This window comes from Catenulispora pinisilvae (assembly GCF_015356865.1).
Taxonomy (GTDB): Bacteria; Actinomycetota; Actinomycetes; order Streptomycetales; family Catenulisporaceae; genus Catenulispora; species Catenulispora pinisilvae.
This window is the reverse complement of the sequence record NZ_JAAFZA010000059.1, coordinates 15,970-31,130: the sequence shown is the minus strand read 5'-3', so window position 1 is coordinate 31,130 and position 15,161 is coordinate 15,970. Positions and strand designations below refer to the sequence as shown.

Annotated in this window: 15 protein-coding genes; 10 read left to right on the top strand and 5 right to left on the bottom strand. The window is 70.7% G+C overall.

From position 1 onward, the window contains the following. The first annotated feature begins 2 nt into the window (after positions 1-2). The 5 genes from IZR01_RS18400 to IZR01_RS18380 all read left to right on the top strand — a co-directional run bounded on the left by IZR01_RS18400 (position 3) and on the right by IZR01_RS18380 (position 8,191). Entirely contained in the window at positions 3-2,768 is a 2,766-nt protein-coding gene (locus tag IZR01_RS18400; RefSeq protein ID WP_194924532.1) for an alkaline phosphatase family protein, read from the top strand. Positions 2,769-2,955: 187 nt separating this feature from the next. Next, complete coding sequence (locus tag IZR01_RS18395) at positions 2,956-5,790, top strand: carbohydrate-binding protein (RefSeq protein WP_194924531.1); 2,835 nt, start codon at positions 2,956-2,958, stop codon at positions 5,788-5,790. A gap of 132 nt (positions 5,791-5,922) precedes the next feature. Next, the gene (locus tag IZR01_RS18390; RefSeq protein WP_194924530.1) at positions 5,923-6,609 is read left to right on the top strand and encodes a 3-oxoacid CoA-transferase subunit A; all 687 of its coding nucleotides are present in this window, start codon (positions 5,923-5,925) and stop codon (positions 6,607-6,609) included. 11 nt (positions 6,610-6,620) lie between these two features. Then, positions 6,621-7,262 carry a 3-oxoacid CoA-transferase subunit B gene (locus IZR01_RS18385; protein ID WP_194893534.1) on the top strand — a complete coding sequence of 214 codons (642 nt, stop codon included), beginning with the start codon at positions 6,621-6,623 and terminating at the stop codon, positions 7,260-7,262. Beyond that, positions 7,259-8,191: a dioxygenase family protein gene (locus IZR01_RS18380; RefSeq protein ID WP_194924529.1), complete on the top strand. Its 933-nt coding sequence runs from the start codon at positions 7,259-7,261 to the stop codon at positions 8,189-8,191. Before IZR01_RS18385 ends, IZR01_RS18380 begins: the two co-directional genes overlap by 4 nt. A gap of 67 nt (positions 8,192-8,258) precedes the next feature. On the opposite strand, the gene IZR01_RS18375 is transcribed toward IZR01_RS18380, so the two are convergent. Together IZR01_RS18375 and IZR01_RS18370 are read right to left on the bottom strand one after the other, a co-directional pair. Further along, positions 8,259-9,347 (bottom strand): Glu/Leu/Phe/Val dehydrogenase dimerization domain-containing protein, encoded by a 1,089-nt coding sequence (locus IZR01_RS18375; RefSeq protein ID WP_194924528.1) that lies wholly within the window; start codon positions 9,345-9,347, stop codon positions 8,259-8,261. Between the two features lie 232 nt (positions 9,348-9,579). After that, a complete protein-coding gene (locus IZR01_RS18370) occupies positions 9,580-10,578 on the bottom strand; it encodes a MarR family transcriptional regulator (RefSeq protein ID WP_194924527.1) in 999 nt (332 codons plus the stop codon). 86 nt (positions 10,579-10,664) lie between these two features. On the opposite strand from IZR01_RS18370, the gene IZR01_RS18365 reads away from it, so the two are divergent. From IZR01_RS18365 to IZR01_RS18345, 5 genes are all read left to right on the top strand, one after another. Then, positions 10,665-11,351, top strand: a complete 687-nt coding sequence (locus IZR01_RS18365; protein WP_194924526.1) for an NADPH-dependent F420 reductase — start codon at positions 10,665-10,667, stop codon at positions 11,349-11,351. Between the two features lie 156 nt (positions 11,352-11,507). Beyond that, a complete protein-coding gene (locus tag IZR01_RS18360) occupies positions 11,508-12,392 on the top strand; it encodes an SDR family oxidoreductase (protein WP_194893509.1) in 885 nt (294 codons plus the stop codon). 13 nt (positions 12,393-12,405) lie between these two features. Continuing rightward, entirely contained in the window at positions 12,406-12,951 is a 546-nt protein-coding gene (locus tag IZR01_RS18355; RefSeq protein ID WP_194924525.1) for a GNAT family N-acetyltransferase, read from the top strand. A gap of 57 nt (positions 12,952-13,008) precedes the next feature. Beyond that, positions 13,009-13,374: a VOC family protein gene (locus IZR01_RS18350; RefSeq protein WP_194924524.1), complete on the top strand. Its 366-nt coding sequence runs from the start codon at positions 13,009-13,011 to the stop codon at positions 13,372-13,374. A 97-nt stretch (positions 13,375-13,471) separates the two neighbouring features. Further along, complete coding sequence (locus tag IZR01_RS18345) at positions 13,472-13,930, top strand: Lrp/AsnC family transcriptional regulator (RefSeq protein WP_194924523.1); 459 nt, start codon at positions 13,472-13,474, stop codon at positions 13,928-13,930. A gap of 105 nt (positions 13,931-14,035) precedes the next feature. On the opposite strand, the gene IZR01_RS18340 is transcribed toward IZR01_RS18345, so the two are convergent. The 3 genes from IZR01_RS18340 to IZR01_RS18335 form a co-directional block, all read right to left on the bottom strand. Continuing rightward, the gene (locus IZR01_RS18340; RefSeq protein ID WP_194924522.1) at positions 14,036-14,251 is read right to left on the bottom strand and encodes a hypothetical protein; all 216 of its coding nucleotides are present in this window, start codon (positions 14,249-14,251) and stop codon (positions 14,036-14,038) included. Between the two features lie 34 nt (positions 14,252-14,285). Continuing rightward, on the bottom strand, positions 14,286-14,420 hold the full coding sequence (locus IZR01_RS52405) for a hypothetical protein (protein ID WP_267254839.1): 135 nt from the start codon (positions 14,418-14,420) through the stop codon (positions 14,286-14,288). A 112-nt stretch (positions 14,421-14,532) separates the two neighbouring features. Further along, positions 14,533-15,087, bottom strand: coding sequence for a cupin domain-containing protein (locus IZR01_RS18335; RefSeq protein WP_194924521.1), 555 nt, complete (start codon positions 15,085-15,087; stop codon positions 14,533-14,535). Positions 15,088-15,161 lie beyond the last annotated feature (74 nt).

The window sequence follows — 15,161 nt, the reverse complement described above, 5'->3', positions numbered from 1 at the left end:
CGATGCAAGTAGCGCGCCGCAAGGTGCACAAGCCGAACGCCTTCCAGCGTTCGGTCAGTCTGGACCGCGGCCGGCTGTCCAAGGCCGCGATCCTGGCGGTCGGCCTGGTGGTCACCACCGCCGGGGTCGGTGCCGCCTCGACGTCGCAGCTCGGCCACCAGCAGGTCGGCCAGCTGACCAACAAGGGCGAGGTCATCGCCTCCGACCAGTACATCAACCCGATCGGCACCCGCCTGGTGGTGAACCAGGGCAAGATCATGGGTGCCACGGCCAGCCCGGACGGCACGCACGTGGCCGCCACCGTCACCGACGGCACCGGCGCGCTGGTCATCATCGACCTGCGCAGCTACCAGGTGCAGCAGGTGGTCGGCAAGGGTTCCGGGGTGGGCCTGGCGATCAGCGGCAACGACGTCGGCCAGACCTCGCCGACGTACTCCCCGGACGGCAAGTCGCTGTGGATGGGCCGGGCCAACGGCTACACGAAGTTCACGGTGAACGCCGACGGCACCCTGGCCAATCCGGTCGACGTCAACATCCCGGCGTCCGGCCAGCAGCAGGCGCTGTCGGCCAAGGCCGTCTTCTCCGCCGACGGCTCGACCGTGTACGCGGCGGTCAACGGCCAGAACAAGGTCGTCGCGATCGACGCCGCGACCGGCGCGATCACCCAGACCTGGACCACCGGCACCGCCCCGCGCGGCATGGTGCTCGTCGGCGGCAAGCTGTACGTGAGCAACGAGGGCGGCCGCGCCGCCGAGCCCGGCGACACCACCATGAACTCCTACGGCACCCAGGTCCCGGCCGACCCGGCGACCGGCGCCTCGACCACCGGCACCGTGAGCGTCATCGACACCGCGAACCCCGCGGCGAAGGTCGGCAGCATCACCGTCGGCACCCACCCGACCGCGGTCTACGCCTCCGGCGACACGGTGTTCGTGGCGAACACCACCGCCAACTCGGTGTCCGTGATCGACGCCAAGAAGGACAAGGTCGTCCAGACCATCGCGACCCAGCCGTGGCCGGAAGCGTCAGTGGGCTACGAGCCGGACGCGATCTCCCTGACCAAGGACGGCCACCTGCTGGTCAGCCTGGGCCGGGCCAACGCGGTCGCGGTCTACCGCTTCACCTCCGCGCAGCAGTCGGCCAGCTACGTCGGCCTGCTGCCGACCGACTACTTCCCGGCCGAGGTGGCCACGGTCGGCAACCAGATCGTGGTGGCCAACACCCGCGGCGTGGACGCCCTGCGCCCGACCGTCGCGGCCGGCCACAACACCCACGACACCACCAGCAGCCTGACTCGCTTCACGCTGCCCAGCGACCAGCAGATCCGCGCCTACACCGGCAAGGTCTTCCAGTACAACGGCTGGACGCCCGGTTCGGTGAAGTACGCCGCGGACAACAAGAGCACCCAGAACAAGAAGCCGGTGGCGATCCCGGCGAAGATCGGCGACCCGTCGACGATCAAGCACGTGTTCCTGATCGTCAAGGAGAACCGGACCTACGACCAGCTGTTCGGCGACATGTCGCAGGGCGACGGCGACCCGACGCTGACCCAGTTCGGGCAGGCCGTCACCCCGAACCAGCACGCGCTGGCCACGCAGTTCGGTCTGTACGACAACTTCTACGACACCGCGACGAACTCCGCCGAGGGTCACAACTGGCTGATGCAGTCGGACGACCCGGAGTACACCGAGTCCTCGGCCGGTGAGTACACCCGCAGCTACGACACCGAGAACGACGTCCTGGGCCACCAGGAGTCGGGCTTCATCTGGACCGGGGCCCAGGCCGCCGGCAAGAGCGTCAAGGACTACGGCGAGTTCCAGTCGGTCGAGAACAAGCCGGTCGGCGCGACGTGGCAGGACTACTACTGCGACGCCCAGACCATGGCCGCCACCGGCGCCCCGAGCCAGTACCCGATCCAGACCGGCTCGGCGATCCCGTCGCTGAACAGCGTCTCGGTGCCCGGCTTCCCGCTGTTCGACCTGTCGGTGCCGGACGTGTACAAGGCCCAGGTCTGGAAGCAGGACTTCGAGAAGAACGGCCCGGCCAACCTGAACATGTTCTGGCTGTCCGACGACCACACCGGCGGCCCGCCGAGCCCGGCCGCCGAGGTCGCCGACAACGACCTCGCGGTGGGCCAGATCGTGGACACCATCTCGCACAGCCCGTACTGGAAGGACTCGGCCATCTTCGTGGTCGAGGACGACTCGCAGGCCGGGCTGGACCACGTGGACGGGCACCGCGCCCCGGTCCAGGTGATCAGCCCCTACGCCAACCACGACACCGTGGACTCGCACTACTACTCGCAGGTCACCATGGTCCGCACCATCGAGCAGATCCTCGGGATCCACCCGATGAACCAGATGGACTCCGCGGCCACCCCGATGACCACCGCGTTCACCAACAAGCCGAACCTCGCGCCGTTCAACGCGGTGCCGAACCAGACGTCGCTGACGCTGGGGTTGCCGCAGCAGCCGGCTTGCGGCTCGAACGTCCCCGGCGGCCAGACGACCGCGTCCGTCGCGCAGGCCAGCGCCGCGGCGTCGGCGGTCCCGGCCTCCCAGACCGCCGTCGCGGCGCAGTGGAAGTCGTGGGCCTCGGTGCAGCGGTTCACCGGTCCGAACGCCGAGCCCGACTTCGCGAATCCGGAGCAGATGAACCGGTACACGTACTACCAGACCACCGGCTGGACCAAGCCGTACCCGGGGGACAGCAAGATCTTCGCGCCGAACGACGTCCCCGGTGCCTTCCTGCCGGGTGCGGACGACTGATCCGCCGCCTGTGAACAGGTAGCTCCGCGCTGCACGAGGCGCCCGGCCGGTTCTTCCGGCCGGGCGCCTTCAGTTCCTTCTTGCGGACGGTGTATTAGCTTTTTGCGCAACTTCATCAAACTCTTGCGGTGTGCTCGTAGCGTCTATACGGTGGCCCACGCATGGATTCCCGTGTCGAGGAGTTCCGATGAGACAACGTCCCGCCACCGCAAGAGGCCATCTGTCGCGCCTGCTCCCGCTAGCCCTCGTCTTGGCTCCGGTGACTGCTCTGGCGGCGCCCCACGACAGCGCCGCCGCCAAGCCCGCCGCGGCTGTGAAGCCCGCCGTGGCCGTGAGGCCCGCTGCCGTCGTCAAGCCCGCCGCGGCTTCGGTCGGGGCGAATCAGGGCTTCACCAGTCTGGAGGCGGAGGCCGGCACGCTGCTCGGCGGCGCATCGACGGTCAGCCTGACCGCCCCGCCGACCACCGAGTACTCCAGCGCCGCGTTGGAGGCGTCCGGCCACGCCTACGTGCACCTGGCCGCCACCGGGGCCGGGGTTCGGTGGACGAACACCACGGGAGCGCCGATCAGCTTCCTGAACGTGCGGGCCAGCATCCCGGACGCGCCGGGCGGCGGCGGCATCACCTCGACCCTCGACCTCTACGTGGACGGCGTCTTCCGCCAGGCGCTGAACCTCAACTCCAAGCAGACCTACATCTACGAGGGCACCAACTACAACAACAGCGACGACAAGAACCCCGCCGACGGCGACCCGCGCGTCTTCTGGGACGAGTCCCACACCTTCGTCACCGGCGCCCCGATTGCCGCCGGAAGCACCCTGTCGCTGGTGAAGGACTCGGCTAACAACGCCTCCTATTACGACGTGGACGTCGCGGACGTGGAGAACCCGCCGGCCCCGATCGCCCAGCCGGCGAACTCGATCTCGATCACCAGCTGCGGCGCGGTGGCCGACGACGCCCCGACCAACGGCAGCGCCGACCCGGCCGCGCAGGACAGCACCGCCGCGATCCAGAACTGCATCAACCAGGCGCAGTCGCAGAACAAGACGCTGTGGATCCCGCAGGGCACGTTCTACCTGAAGGGGACCACCGGCCTGCAAGCCACCGGCATCACCATCGCCGGGGCCGGCATGTGGTACACCACGATCTACCGGGACGTGCCGCTGCCGAACAGCCAGCCGCTGGCCGCGGTGTTCTCCGTGACCTCGTGCACCGTCGAGGACTTCCACGTCGACTCCGACGCCACCAGCCGCGGCACGATTGGCGGCGACGGCGGCGCGATGGACACCACCGGGACGAACTGGGTCGCCGACGGGATGTGGGACCAGCACACCGAATCAGGGTTCTGGGCCTCCGGCACCGGCGGGACGGTGAAGAACAGCCGGGTCACCGCCGAGTGGGCCGACGGGATAAACCTGAACAACGTCTCGCTGACCGGCACCGTCGGGAACAACCTGACCGCCACCAACAACTTCGTGCGCGGTACCGGCGACGACGCGATGGCGATCAACTCCGTCGCCTACAACGGCTCCACGACCTACACCGCCATGTCGAATGTGACGCTGACCAACAACAGCCTGATCGCGCCGTGGGGCGGCAAGGGCATCGGCATCTACGGCGGCAGCGGACACCACGTCGAGGACAACTACATCAGCGACACCGCCCGCTACATCGGCCTGGGAGCCGGCCGCTTCGGCGTCAACGGCAGCGACCTGCACGGCGCGACGGTGTCCGGCAACGTGGTCGTGCGCTCCGGCGGCGACGCCTACAACCAGGGCCAGCCCGCCTTCCACATCGGCAACGGCGGCGACGGCCAGAACACCGGCGTGGTGGACAGCGTGGACGCCACCGGCAACACGATCAGCAACTCGCTCTATGACGGCGCCGGCTTCTCGCAGTCCACGAACAGCACCTTCGCCGACAACACCATCACCTCGCCGTGGCGCAACGGCATCGTGGTCCAGCCGCCGTTCTACCCGGCCCCGAGCGGTTCGGCGTCCATCACCGGCAATACCGTGACCGGGCTCGGCAGCGGGTTCCAGCCGTACATCGACAACTCCAGCGGGTTCACCGCCTCGGTCAGCGGCAACAGCTGGCAGGGCGGCGGCGGGACGCCGGAGGGCCCGTACGGCGGCACCCCGGCCGCGGTGCCCGGCACGATCCAGGCTGAGAACTACGACACCGGCGGCGAGGGCGTCGGCTACCGCGTGACCTCCACCAACGGCAACGCGAACTCCTATCGCGCCGACGGCGTGGACCTGGAAGCCACCTCCGACACCGGCGGCGGCGACGACCTCGGCTGGACCTCGGCCGGGCAGTGGTTCCGGTACACGGTGAACGTCGCGAGCGCCGGCAGCTACACGGTCAGCTTCCGGGTGTCGGCACCGTCGGCCGTCACCGGTGCCCTGCACCTGTCGGACGCCTCCGGGACGAACCTGTCCGGTGCGGTGAACCTCCCGGCCACCGGCGGCTGGCAGACCTGGGAGACGGTGACGGCCTCCGTCACGCTGCCGGCCGGGCAGCAGGTGCTGACGCTGAACCAGGACACCGGCGGTTGGAACCTCAACTACCTGACGCTGGCGGCGTCCTCCGGCGGGAACCCGGACCCGAACCTGGCGCTGAACCGGCCGGCAACGGCCAGCGGCTCCAACCAGGGCTACGCGCCGGGCAACGCGGTCGACGGGAACACCTCGACGTACTGGGAGAGCACGAACAACGCGTTCCCGCAGTGGCTCCAGGTCGACCTGGGCCCGGCGCAGAGCGTGGGGCGGGTGGTCATGGACCTGCCGCCGCCGAGCTCGTGGAGTGCCCGGACCCAGACGATCCTGATCCAGGGCAGCACCGACGGCACGAACTACACCACGCTCGTCCCGGCGCAGGGCTACGCGTTCGACCCGGCGGGCGGCAACACGGCGAGCGCCACCTTCGCCGCCGCCGGCGTCCGCTACCTGAAACTCACGTTCACAGCCAACACCGGCTGGCCCGCGGGCCAGCTTTCCGAACTGCAGGTATACGCCAGCTGAGGGGCAGCGTTCTGCAGGGGGGCGAGGGGCCGGTTGATCCGCAGTCACGGACCGGCCCCTCGCCGTTTCCCTGTGTACGGTGAACGCGTGACGGTGAAGGTGCGACGGTGAAGGCGTGAGCGAGGGCTACCGATGACCGCGCGGCTGTGCGCCGACGCCGAGGAGGCCGTGGCCGGGATCCAGGACGGCGCGACGGTCCTGGTCGGCGGCTTCGGGATGGCCGGGATGCCGGTCACGCTGATCGACGCGCTGATCCGGCAGGGCGCCGCGGATCTGACGATCGTGTCCAACAACGCCGGCAACGGTGACACCGGCCTGGCGGCGCTGCTCGCCGAGCGCCGGGTCCGCAAGATGGTCTGCTCCTTCCCCCGGCAGTCCGACTCCTACGTCTTCGACGCGCTCTACCGGGCCGGCGAGATCGAGCTGGAGCTGGTGCCGCAGGGGACGCTGGCCGAGCGGATGCGGGCCGCCGGCGCCGGGATCGGGGCGTTCTACTGCCCCACCGGGGTCGGGACGCCGCTGGCCGAGGGCAAGGAGACGCGGGTCATCGACGGCCGGACGCACGTGCTCGAATACCCGATCCGCGGCGACGCCGCGCTGATCGGCGCCCACCGGGCCGACCGGATGGGCAACCTGGTCTACCGCAAGACCGCGCGCAACTTCGGGCCGGTGATGGCCACGGCCGCGACGCTGGTCGTCGCGCAGGTACGGGAGGTCGTGGAGATCGGGGCCATCGATCCGGAGACCGTGGTGACGCCGGGCATTTATGTGGACCGGGTGTTGGAAGATCGTGTGTGGCGGGAGGCGCGCGGGTGCTGACCAAGCAGCAGATGGCCGCGCTGGTCGCCAGCGACATCCCGCGCGGGGCGTTCGTCAATCTCGGCATCGGACTGCCGACGCTGGTCGCCGACCACCTGGCCGCCGACTCCGGCGTGGTGCTGCACACCGAGAACGGGATGCTGAACATGGGCCCGGCGGCGCACGGCGAGCAGATCGACCCCGACCTCACCAACGCCGGCAAGGCGCCGGTGACCGAGCTGCCCGGGGCGTCGTACTTCCACCACGCCGACTCGTTCGCCATGATGCGCGGCGGCCACCTGGACATCTGCGTGCTGGGCGGGTTCCAGGTCTCGGCGGCCGGGGACCTGGCGAACTGGCACACCGGGGAGCCGGACGCCATCCCGGCCGTCGGCGGGGCGATGGACCTGGCGATCGGGGCCCGGAGCGTGTTCGTCATGATGACGCTGTTCGCCAAGAGCGGCGAGCCCAAGCTGGTACCCCGGTGCACGTATCCGTTGACCGGGCTGGCCTGCGTCGACCGGGTCTACACCGACCACGCGGTGTTCGACCTCGGCGCGCGGGGCGTGGTGGTCCGTGAGACGTTCGGCATGGGAATCGACGAGTTGGCGGGGCGTTTGGAGGTCCCGCTGAGCGGGTTCACCGGCGCCGAGCCGGGGAGGGATGAGGCATGAGCGTTGAGGAGCCGGGCGGCGACCGGGAGCGGGAGCCGGACGGCGACCGCGAGCAGGAGCCGGACGTCGACCGCGAGCAGGCCGTCACCGACGAGGTGCTGGCCAGTTTCGCCAAGACCGCCGACCCCCGGCTGCACCAGATCATGGACAGCCTGGTGCTGCACCTGCACGCCTTCGCCCGCGACGTCCGCCTCAGCCAGCAGGAATGGGACGCCGGCATCGACTTCCTGACCCGCGCCGGCCACATCACCGACGACCGCCGGCAGGAGTTCATCCTGCTGTCCGACGTCCTCGGCCTGTCGATGCTGACCGTCGCGATCAACGAACCGAAGACCCCCGGCACCACCGAGGCAACCGTCTTCGGCCCCTTCTTCGTCGACGGCGCCCCCGAGATCCCGCTCGGCGGCGACCTCGCCCACGGCGCAGCCGGCACACCGTGCTACGTCTCAGGCCAGGTACTCGCACCCGACGGCAGCCCCATCCCCGGCGCACGCCTGGACATCTGGGGCGCCGACGAAGACGGCTTCTACGACGTCCAGTACCCCGACGGCCACACCGCGGCCCGCGGCTGGCTACGCGCGGGGGACCACGGCGAATACCGCTTCTGGACGGTCCTGCCGACCCCCTACCCGATCCCCCACGACGGCCCGGTCGGCGACCTCCTCACCGCGACCGCCCGCGGCCCCATGCGCCCGGCCCACCTGCACTTCAAGGTGACCGCACCGGGCTACCGGACCCTGATCACCCACATCTTCGTCGCGGGCGACCCATATCTGGGCAACGACGCGGTGTTCGGAGTGAAGGCCAGCTTGGTGGTCGAGGTCGGGCACTATCGGGACACGCCGGCCCCGGACGGGTCGCATGGTGCCGGGGCTTGGACGCGGATGGGGTTCGATTTGGTGTTGGCTCCGGAGGAGATTGGTTTTTGAGCGACAAATCAACCGTAACCCGGCTTGCTAACTCCGGCCTCCAAAGGGATCCGAACCCAGACAGCCCCTACCCGCGATCCCCAGTCGCCAGCCGCGCCCGCACCAACTCCTCCGTCACCGCCGCGACCGTCACCCCGCGGCTGTCAGCGTCCTGCAACAGCCCGGCGACCGTGTGCTCGATTCCGCGGACCCGTTGCCGCGCCTCGTCTTCCGTGCGCTTATCGAGCTCCAGGGTGACGGCGTGGATCACGCCGCCGGCGCTGGCGATGTAGTCCGGGACCCACACGATTCCGCGTGCCTGGAGGGAATCAGCGACCTGTGGGAGCGCCAGTTGGTTGTTCGCCGGTCCCACCACGGCGCGGCAGCGTAGCTGCGGGACGATCTGCTCGGTCAGCACTCCGCCGAGTGCGGCCGGGACGACGATGTCGACCTCGGCGGTCAGCGCCTCGTGCGGTTCGGTCCACGCCGCGCCGAGGCGATCGGCGATCTTGCGCTTGCCCGGGTCGATGTCGCTGAGGAGGAGTTCGGCGCCGGCCTCGGAGAGCAGATCGGCGAGCCGTGATCCGACGTTCCCCAACCCGACGACCGCCAGCCGCAGGCCGCGTAGCGGACCGGTGCCGCCGGTGCCGTCGGTCCCGTCCGCTGTGCCGCCGCCCAGCCGGGCGCCGACTGCCCGGAGCGCGGCGAGGGTCCCGTCGGCGGTGGCCGGGGAGGAGCCGCCGCTGCCGCCGTGCTCGGCCGGCTTGCAGAAGACGTGGCCGGTGCGCTCGCCGATCACCACCATGTCCTCGGCCGAGGTGCCGACGTCCGGCGCGGTCGCGTACCGGCCGTCCAGCGCCTCGACGGCGTCGCCGATGTCGGACAGGAGGTCGTGCTTGCGATCCGGCGTGAGGTCGTACGCTTCCGGCAGCGCGACGACCGTCTTGCCGCCGCCGCACGCCAACCCGGCCGCGGCGAACTTGGCGGTCATCGCGGCCGAGAGGCGCAGCGCGTCCTCCAGCCCGTCCTGCCAGCGCGGATAGCGCCAGATCCGGCAGCCGCCGCCGGCCGGGCCGAGCACCGAGGAGTGGACGGCGATGATGACCGGCAGGCCGGTGCGCGCGCCGCTGCTGATGACGACGGATTCGTGGTGGGGCCACTGCGGGGAACCGGGCATGGGAGGACCGCCTCTCGGACGAACGACCGTGTTGGTGACCCCACCTTCGGGCATCCGGCAGGTCGAACGGACCCTTGCCGAACGAACGGCCGGAATCCCCGGCCGCGATCGCCCGCCGGCGAACTTGGTTCGGTGGGCCGGGGCGGCGGCCGGTCAATCGTCCAGGTGCCTGCCTAGGAACCTGTCCAGCAACCTGTTCAGGAATCTGTGCAGGAACCTGTGCGGCAATCGCCTAAAGCTGGTGTTCCTGCACCCGCGGAGAAGGCGCGATGTCAGTGGGCTGCGGCTGGTCGCCGGGGCGGGGGCCGATGTCGAGCCGCAGGGTGGCCGGCGTCTTCTCCCCGCGCAGCACCCCGAGGGGCAGGACGCCCTTCTCGGCGGCGTTGTTGATGGCCGCGTACAGGCTGGCGATCGAGCGCAGCGGCTGTTCGTCGGCGCTGGTGAGCACGTCCCCGACCATCGTCCCGGCCTGCTCGGCCCGGCCGCCGGGCTCGACGGCGCGGACGATCAGGCCCACGGTCTCCGGCAGGCCGGCTGCCCGGCGGATGGCCATGGTGACGTGTGCGGGGGCCAGGGTGAAGCCCAGGCGCGGGAAGGTGGGCTCGGGGTTCGTGCCTTCCAGCGAGACCAGCAGTGCGCGGAGGAGATCAATGAGCTGATCGCGCTGCGTGGGGTCCAGGGCGGCCAGCAGCCGGTTCTCGGTGGCGATGTGCGCGGGGGTGACGCGTTCGAACAGCGCGATGCCCTGGGCGGTGAGGGCGACGCGGCTGTTGCGGCGGTCGGCCGGATCCACGTCGCGGGTGACCAGTCCGCGTTCCACGAGGCGGTCCACCCGGGTGCTGATGGTGCCGGAGCTGAGGTTCAGGGCCCGCATCAGGCGGCGTTGCGAGACGCCGTCGGGCTCGCCGAGGCGGCGCAGGGTGACGAGGCTGTAGAACTCGGCGGCGTTCAGGCCGTGCTCGTTGAAGGTGGTCTCGAGTTCGGCGTCGAAGGTGCGGTTCAGCCGGTTGACGCGGGCGAAGATCGCCACCGGGGACAGGTCGAGGTCGGGTCTGGTCTCGTTCCAGGAGGCGAGGAGGCGGTCGACGGAGTCCGCGGCGGCCTCGCCGTGCGCCGCCGGCTGGCTCGGCCCCGGCTCCCGCTCCGGCTCCGGCCCGGGTTCCGGCCCGGCCTCCGGCTCCAGCTCCGAATCCAGCCCCGGCCTGGGCTTAGGCCTCGGTTTCGTACCCACGGCCTGACTCTACCCCTGATACCGCTTAGTGCATTAGCTTGGGCCCAAGCTAATTTGCAGGGTGTTTCCGAACGGGTGGAGGCGTCATGAAGATCGGTGTCATCGGAGCGGGCCGGATCGGCGGCAACGCGGCGCGGCTGTGGGTCGCGGCCGGGCACGAGGTGCTGTTGTCCTTCAGCCGGGACCAGGCACGGCTGGAGGCCGACGCCGCGAAACTGGGCGAGCGCGCCAGGGCCGGGACGGTCGCCGAGGCCGCGGCGTTCGGCGACGTGGTGTTCCTGTCGGTGCCGTGGACGCAGGTCGACGCGGCGCTGGCCGAGGCCGGCCCGCTGGCCGGGAAGATCGTGATCGACACGACGAACCAGTTCGGCCGCGAGGGCTCGCAGACCCTGCCCGACGGCCAGACGGCCGCCGAGTTCAACCAGCGGCGGATGCCCGGCGCCCGGTTGGTGAAGTCGTTCAACACCCTGACCGCCGCGTTCCAGGCGAGCGAGGCCGGGCGCCCGGCGGAGCAGCGGGTGGTGCTGTTCATGGCCGGCGACGACGCCGACGCGAAGCAGGTGGTCGCCGGCCTGATCGACGACGCCGGCTTCGCCGTCGCCGACCTCGGCGGGCTGGCGGATGCCGGGCCGATGGAGGCGCCCCGGCGCGCGGGGGCTTTGTATGGGGAGGAGTACCGGCCTGCTGAGGCGGAGCTGGCGGTGGCTGCGTTGCGGGCTGGGCAGGCTTTGCCCGCTACGCCTGACTACTCGGAGCACTCGGACGAGGGCTGAGAACCCTCAAGCCCTAATGCCCTAATGCCCTAGATGACTGTTCTCCCGCCGCCAGCCCCGCCCGCATCGCACGGCTGGCGGCGCTCGGCGCGCCCGCGCAACGCGGCCGTGCTTAGCCTGATCGCGTCCACAGGGGTCCGGATCGGGAGGTCTCGCATGCGGGTGTTCGTCACCGGCGCGTCCGGCTGGGTCGGCTCGGCCGTCGTCCCGGAACTGCTGGCGGCCGGGCACCAGGTGCTCGGCCTGGCCCGCTCCGACGCGTCGGAGGCGGCGCTGCGTGCGGCCGGGGCCGAGGCGGTGCGCGGCGAGCTGGGTGATCCGGACACCCTGGCCGCCGCGGCCAAGGGCTGCGACGGCGTGATCCACCTGGCGTTCATCCACGACTTCAGCGACTTCCAGGGCGCCATCGACGCCGACCGCACCGCGATCCAGGCGCTCGGCGGCGCGCTCCAGGGCTCGGGCAAGCCGCTGGTCGTGACGTCCGGGACGCCGGCGGTCCCGGGCCGCGTCGCCACCGAACTCGACTCCGCGGCCCCGGACACCCCCGCGGCCGGCCGCGACGCCAACGCCCGCGTGGCCCTGGACTTCGCGGCGCGCGGCGTCCGGCCCTCGGTCGTGCGCCTTCCCCGCTCGGTCCACGGCGCGGGCGACGAGCACGGCTTCGTGGCCCGCCTGATCGGCCTGGCGCGCGAGCGCGGCACCTCCGGCTACGTCGGCGACGGCGGCAGCCGCTGGCCGGCGGTCCACGTCAAGGACGCCGCAGTCCTGTTCCGCCTGGCGCTGGAGAAGGCCACGGCCGGCTCGGTGCTCCAGGCGGTCGGCGACGAGGGCGTGCCGACCGGCGACATCGCCGCGGCCATCGGACGCCACCTGAACGTCCCGACCGCCGCGCTCCCACCCGAGGACTTCGGCTTCCTCGGCCCGCTGCTCGCCACCGACCAGCCCGCGTCCGCGACGCTGACCCGGCAGACGCTGGGGTGGGCGCCGGTGCGGCCGGGGCTGATCGCGGATTTGGACGAGGGGCACTACTTCGGGACGTGATATCCACTTCAGCGTGGCACTGACCTTTCGCACGGCCCTGACCGAGGACGCCTCGACCGTCGCGCAGCTCCACGCCGCCAGCTGGCGCCGCCACTACCGCGGCGCCTACTCCGACGCGTACCTGGACGGCGACGTCCTCACCGACCGCGAGCAGGTGTGGTCGGCACGGCTGGCGGCCCCGGCCGGAACCCTGACCGTCCTGGCCGAGGACGAGGCGGGCCCGGCCGGCTTCCTGCACCTGGTGCTGGACGAGGACGAACGCTGGGGCAGCCTGGTCGACAACCTCCACGTCCGGCACGGCCGGCAGCGCACCGGCGTCGGCGGCGCGCTGGTGCGGCGGGCCGCGGCAGCGGTGGCGGAACGTGCGCGGAGGCAGGCGATGTATCTGTGGGTGCTGGAGCAGAACCACGACGCGCAGCGCTTCTACGCCGCGATGGGCGGGACGAACGTAGAGAAGGCGCTGGTCGAGGCGTCCGGTAAGGCGCCGGGACAGCTGGTCGGGACGCCGGGGAAGCTGCGGATCGCTTGGGCGGAGGCCGGGATCGCGGGGCTGTTGTAGGGGTGTGCTTCACTGTCCCCGTCTGCCACGCCCTGCCTCCGACGAAAGGCGCACCACGTGCCCAGCCGCATCTACCACATCAGCGTCGACGCCGCCGATCCCGCCGCACTCGGTAGGTTCTGGGCCGCCGCCCTCGATTACCGGGTGCTGATCGAGGATGAGGACGAGACGGTGGTCGGCGCCGACCCCGATACCTACCCCGGGCTGTGCTTCCTGGCGGTGCCGGAGGAGAAGGCAGGCAAGAACCGGCTGCACATCGACCTGGTGCCCGACGACCGCGATGCCGAGGTGGCGCGCCTCATCGCGCTGGGCGCGCAGCGGGTCGATGTGGGTCAGGGGCCTGACGCGACGTGGGTGGTGCTCGCTGATCCGGAGGGCAACGAGTTCTGTGTGCTGCGGCCTAAGAAGTCTTTGACCGACTGATGGATTGCTGGACTGACCGACTGACCGACTGACCGACTGGCTAATTGGCTAGCAGGCGCAGGCGGCACCGGCGGCCGGACTTTGCCAGGATCGGACCATGGATCAGCTCGATGCGGAGATCGTCCGCCTCCTCCAGGCCGACGCACGGCAGTCGAACCGGGAACTGGCCCGCGCGCTCGGCGTCGCGCCGTCGACGTGCCTGGAGCGGGTCAGGTCTCTGACTCGGCGCGGCGTCATCCGCGGCTATCACGCCGAGATCGATACCGCGGCTCTCAACCGCAGCGTGCAGGCGCTGGTCGCGGTGCAGATCAGGCCGCTGAGTCGGAGTGTGATCGACGCGTTCTCGGAGTTCGCCTCCGGGTTGCCGGAGGTGCTGAGCACGTTCGTGCTGTCCGGCGGGGACGATTTCGTGCTGCACGTCGGCGTGCCCGACCTGGACCGGCTGCACGTGTTCCTGGCCGACCGGCTGGCCAAGCGGCGTGAGGTCACCGGGTTCCGGACCTCGGTGATCTTCAAGCAGGTGCACAAGGCGGTGCCGGAGCGGCTGCCGGACTGATCGGAGCGGCTGCCGGATTGACCGGTACGCGGCGCCGGTCGGTGCGAGCCGGCTCCCGCGCGGGCTTTCGGCCCGTGGCCGCCGGGGGAACGGCCGGTCCGCTCCTCAGCCGCCGTTCTCCGCGATGAGCCGCAGCACTTCGCTCTCCGGGAGGTCCTTGGACTCGACGTTCGACATCATCCGCAGCCGGCCGTCGACCGGGCACTTCATCAGCCGCCGTGAGCCGAAGTGCAGCGACAGCAGTAGGCGCGAGGACTCGGAGGAGATGAACAGGTGCCCGTCGGAGCACCGGAGGATCCGTTTGCCGATGATGCCTTCCATGGTCCACTCCCGTCAGAGTTGAATCCCCGGATGGTCAGCCAAGTAGCGCGAACGCCGCCGCGGCGCCGGCCAGCACGATCATCGCGAGGAAGATCAGGGTGATCTCCTTCGCGCCGACATAGCTCATGTTGACGCTGCTCTGCTGAGCCGGGGCCTTCTTCGACGCCATGGGGTTCATGCCTTTCGCAGGTCGGTATCGCCGTAACGGTAGCCGGTCGACCTGTGAGCCCCGCACTCGGGGGCTCACCGAGCCTCCCTCGCCTCACCCAGCCTCCCTCGCCTCACCCAGCCTCCCGTGCCGCCTGCCAAGCGGGGCTGTCCACGAAGTACGTGTCGAACCGCTCCTGCGAAGCGAGCAGCGTCCCGGCCGGCTCCTGCCCGGCCCGCGTCCGCTGTACCAGCCGGAAGTAATCGAAGCGCTGGATGCCCGGGGTGATCACGATCAGCGCCTCGGCCGGGGAGCCGGGGTGGGCGGCGAAGGCGTGGTCCAGGTGCGGCGGGACGACCAGCAGGTCGCCCGGGTCGGCGGTGTGGACCTCGGTGCCGACCAGCACGTCCAGCCGGCCGTCGAGGATGTAGAAGAGCTCTGATGAGGCGGTGTGGTGGTGCGGGACCGCGCCGTTCGCGCCGGTGGCGAGTTCGACGCGGTGCGAGCTCAGCGCCCCGCCGGTGGCGTCGGCGTCGGCCAGCAGGACGTGGCCGATCAAGGGGACGCGCTCGGCTTCGGCGGCGCGGATCAGGACCGGCTGGTGGGGGTCGGGGGCGCGGTGGTCACCGGTGCGATGGCCTGGGGGGCGATGGTCGGGGCTGCGGTGGTCGGGAGCGAGGTTCGTCATGGGTCCAGCGTCACTGCGGGCCGCATCATCGGTCCAACAGATGTTGTCACTGATGTGCATCGCTAGGATCGATA

Bases quoted from the DNA above. Each gene is read 5' to 3' on its own strand.
- IZR01_RS18340 (WP_194924522.1), bottom strand. From the start codon at position 14,251: ATGGAAGGCATCATCGGCAAACGGATCCTCCGGTGCTCCGACGGGCAC.
- IZR01_RS18360 (WP_194893509.1), top strand. From the start codon at position 11,508: ATGCGGGTGTTCGTCACCGGCGCGTCCGGCTGGGTCGGCTCGGCCGTC.
- IZR01_RS18335 (WP_194924521.1), bottom strand. From the start codon at position 15,087: ATGACGAACCTCGCTCCCGACCACCGCAGCCCCGACCATCGCCCCCCA.
- IZR01_RS18375 (WP_194924528.1), bottom strand. From the start codon at position 9,347: ATGCCCGGTTCCCCGCAGTGGCCCCACCACGAATCCGTCGTCATCAGC.
- IZR01_RS18395 (WP_194924531.1), top strand. From the start codon at position 2,956: ATGAGACAACGTCCCGCCACCGCAAGAGGCCATCTGTCGCGCCTGCTC.
- IZR01_RS18380 (WP_194924529.1), top strand. From the start codon at position 7,259: ATGAGCGTTGAGGAGCCGGGCGGCGACCGGGAGCGGGAGCCGGACGGC.
- IZR01_RS18400 (WP_194924532.1), top strand. From the start codon at position 3: ATGCAAGTAGCGCGCCGCAAGGTGCACAAGCCGAACGCCTTCCAGCGT.
- IZR01_RS52405 (WP_267254839.1), bottom strand. From the start codon at position 14,420: ATGGCGTCGAAGAAGGCCCCGGCTCAGCAGAGCAGCGTCAACATGAGC.
- IZR01_RS18365 (WP_194924526.1), top strand. From the start codon at position 10,665: ATGAAGATCGGTGTCATCGGAGCGGGCCGGATCGGCGGCAACGCGGCG.
- IZR01_RS18385 (WP_194893534.1), top strand. From the start codon at position 6,621: ATGGCCGCGCTGGTCGCCAGCGACATCCCGCGCGGGGCGTTCGTCAAT.
- IZR01_RS18345 (WP_194924523.1), top strand. From the start codon at position 13,472: ATGGATCAGCTCGATGCGGAGATCGTCCGCCTCCTCCAGGCCGACGCA.
- IZR01_RS18390 (WP_194924530.1), top strand. From the start codon at position 5,923: ATGACCGCGCGGCTGTGCGCCGACGCCGAGGAGGCCGTGGCCGGGATC.